Origin of the sequence: Dietzia cercidiphylli, assembly GCF_014145145.1 — a bacterium.
Lineage (GTDB): Bacteria > Actinomycetota > Actinomycetes > Mycobacteriales > Mycobacteriaceae > Dietzia > Dietzia natronolimnaea.
In genome coordinates, this window is the sequence record NZ_JAALEA010000369.1 from 1 (window position 1) to 2,304 (window position 2,304).

At 70.6% G+C, this 2,304-nt stretch carries 1 protein-coding gene and 1 pseudogene; both read left to right on the top strand.

The features are described from left to right. Window positions 1-124: 124 nt before the first annotated feature. Window positions 125-2,038: a peptidoglycan D,D-transpeptidase FtsI family protein gene (locus G6028_RS13055; protein WP_182609921.1), complete on the top strand. Its 1,914-nt coding sequence runs from the start codon at window positions 125-127 to the stop codon at window positions 2,036-2,038. A 75-nt stretch (window positions 2,039-2,113) separates the two neighbouring features. Continuing rightward, a pseudogene (locus tag G6028_RS13060) lies at window positions 2,114-2,304 on the top strand (UDP-N-acetylmuramoyl-L-alanyl-D-glutamate--2,6-diaminopimelate ligase); the annotation flags it as partial.

Consider the following 2,304-nt stretch of genomic DNA (forward strand, 5'->3'; position numbering starts at 1 on the left):
ACCCGGCCCCGGCCGTGGCCCCCGCACCCCCGGTTCCCGCACCCGCCCCGGGCGGTGACGCCGCGACACTCGCGCCGGTGCCCGGCCCCCTCTACTGACGACACGATCTGCGAAAGGCCCCTCGATGACCGATCGACGCAACCCGGGACAGGGACCGCGGGTCCCCTCGGGGGCCCCTCGCGGCAGCCGGTCGGGTGACGGTCGGCCCCCCACCCGCTCCGGCAGGGTCCTCACCGCGGCGTCGACGGACCGGCGGTTCACGTGGATGCGCTCCGCCTTCGTGGTGATCATGGTGATCGCGCTGGTCAAGCTGCTGTGGGTACAGACGATCGGTGGCACCGAACTCGCGGCCCGGGCGGAGAGCCAACGGCAGGTCCACCAGGTGCTCCCCGCCACCCGTGGCGCGATCGTCGATGTGCACGGCGACCCGATCGCGTTCACCCGGGAAGCCCGTGATCTGTCCATCCAGCCACTGGTCGAGCAGCGCAACGCCGAGGCGCGCAGGGAACTGGACCGCACCAAACCCACCTGGGACCAGCTGGTCGACGAGATCGGCGACGAGTTCGAGTCCGTGCTCGGGGAGAAGGTGGACCGCGAGGAGATCGAGGCCAAGCTCACGTCCCAGGGTGGCTTCACCTACCTCGTCCGCAACGTCGACGTGACCCAGGCCAACGCGATCACCAGGAAGTTCCCCATGATCGGCGCGGAGCGTGTGGACATCCGCGAGTACCCGGGCGGAGCCCTCGCGGCCAACGTGGTGGGAGCCACGTCGAAGAGCGACGACGGCAAGCTCATCGGCCTGCAGGGCATCGAGGCGTCCTTCAACGACGAACTCGACGGCGAGGACGGCCGACAGACCTTCGACAGGGCCCAGGACGACACGGTGATCCCGGGGACGCTGCGGAACGTCTCGGCACCGCGTGACGGCGACACGATCCGTCTGACCCTGGACGCGGACCTGCAGTGGCACGTCCAGAAGGCGGTGCAGTCCGCCAAGGACTCCTCGGGTGCGCAGAGCGCGTCCGCGGTCGTGTTGGACGCCCGGACCGGCGAGGTCCGCGCGATGGCCAACGACAACACCTTCAACCCCGCGGTGGGGATCGGCGCCGAGCTCGAGCGCGGGGCCGACCTCGGTAACCCGGCGATCACCTCGCCGTTCGAGCCCGGGTCGGTGCAGAAGATCATCACCGCCGCCGCGGCGATCGAGGCCGGGCTGACCGATCCCGGGGAGGTCCACTCCGTCGACGGGAGCATCAGCATGGAGGGGGTGACCGTCTCCGATGCGTGGCAGCACGGTCCCACGCCGTACACGACCACGGGCATCTTCGGGAAGTCCTCCAACGTCGGGACCCTCATGCTGGCCCAGCGGGTCGGCAAGGAGCCGTACTCGGAGTACCTGGAGAAGTTCGGGTTGGGGCAGCGCTCCGGGATCGAACTCGCCGGTGAATCGGACGGGTTGGTGCCCGACCTGCAGAACTGGCAGGGCGGTACCTTCGCCAACCTGCCGATCGGCCAGGGGTTGTCCATGACGACCCTGCAGATGGCGGGCATCTATCAGACGATCGCCAACGACGGGGTCCGGGTGCCGCCCCGGATCGTCGCCGAGCGGGTGGACCCGGACGGTGAGACCCATGCGTCCGAGCGACCGGAGGGCGAGCGGGTGGTGAGTGAGCAGACCGCTCGCACGGTGCGCGACATGTTCCGCTCGGTGGTCCAGTCCGGGCCGGGAGCACAGGCGGGAACCGGCCCTCAGGCCGCGGTGGCCGGGTACCAGATCAGCGGTAAGACCGGCACGGCCCAGCAGATCGACCCGTCGTGTGCGTGCTACTCCAACTCCCGGTACTGGATCACCTTCTCCGGGATCCTGCCCGCCGACGATCCGCGGTACGTGATCTCGATCATGCTCGACGCCCCCCAGCGCGGCACCCTCGGGGCGTCCGCCGCGCCGCTGTTCCACGACATCGCCTCCTGGCTGGTCAACCGGGACAACATCCCGCCGTCCGCCCCCGCAGCCGACCTGATCCTGCAGGCGCAGTGACCCGCGACCGGCAAGGTAGCGTGTAGCGGGTTCACGGGGGGTCACGGACAACGAGAGGCGGGTCGAGGACAGGCTATGACGACAGCGGCACAGCTGGCGGACGCGGTGCGCGCCGGCCTCCTCGGCGACAGGGCGGCAGCCCACACGGAGCTCACCGGCGCCACCATCCGGGCCCAGGACGCGCTGCCCGGCACCCTCTTCGCGGCGCTGCCCGGAACCAGGATCCACGGCGCCTCGTTCTGTGCGACCGCGGTCGAGGCGGGCGC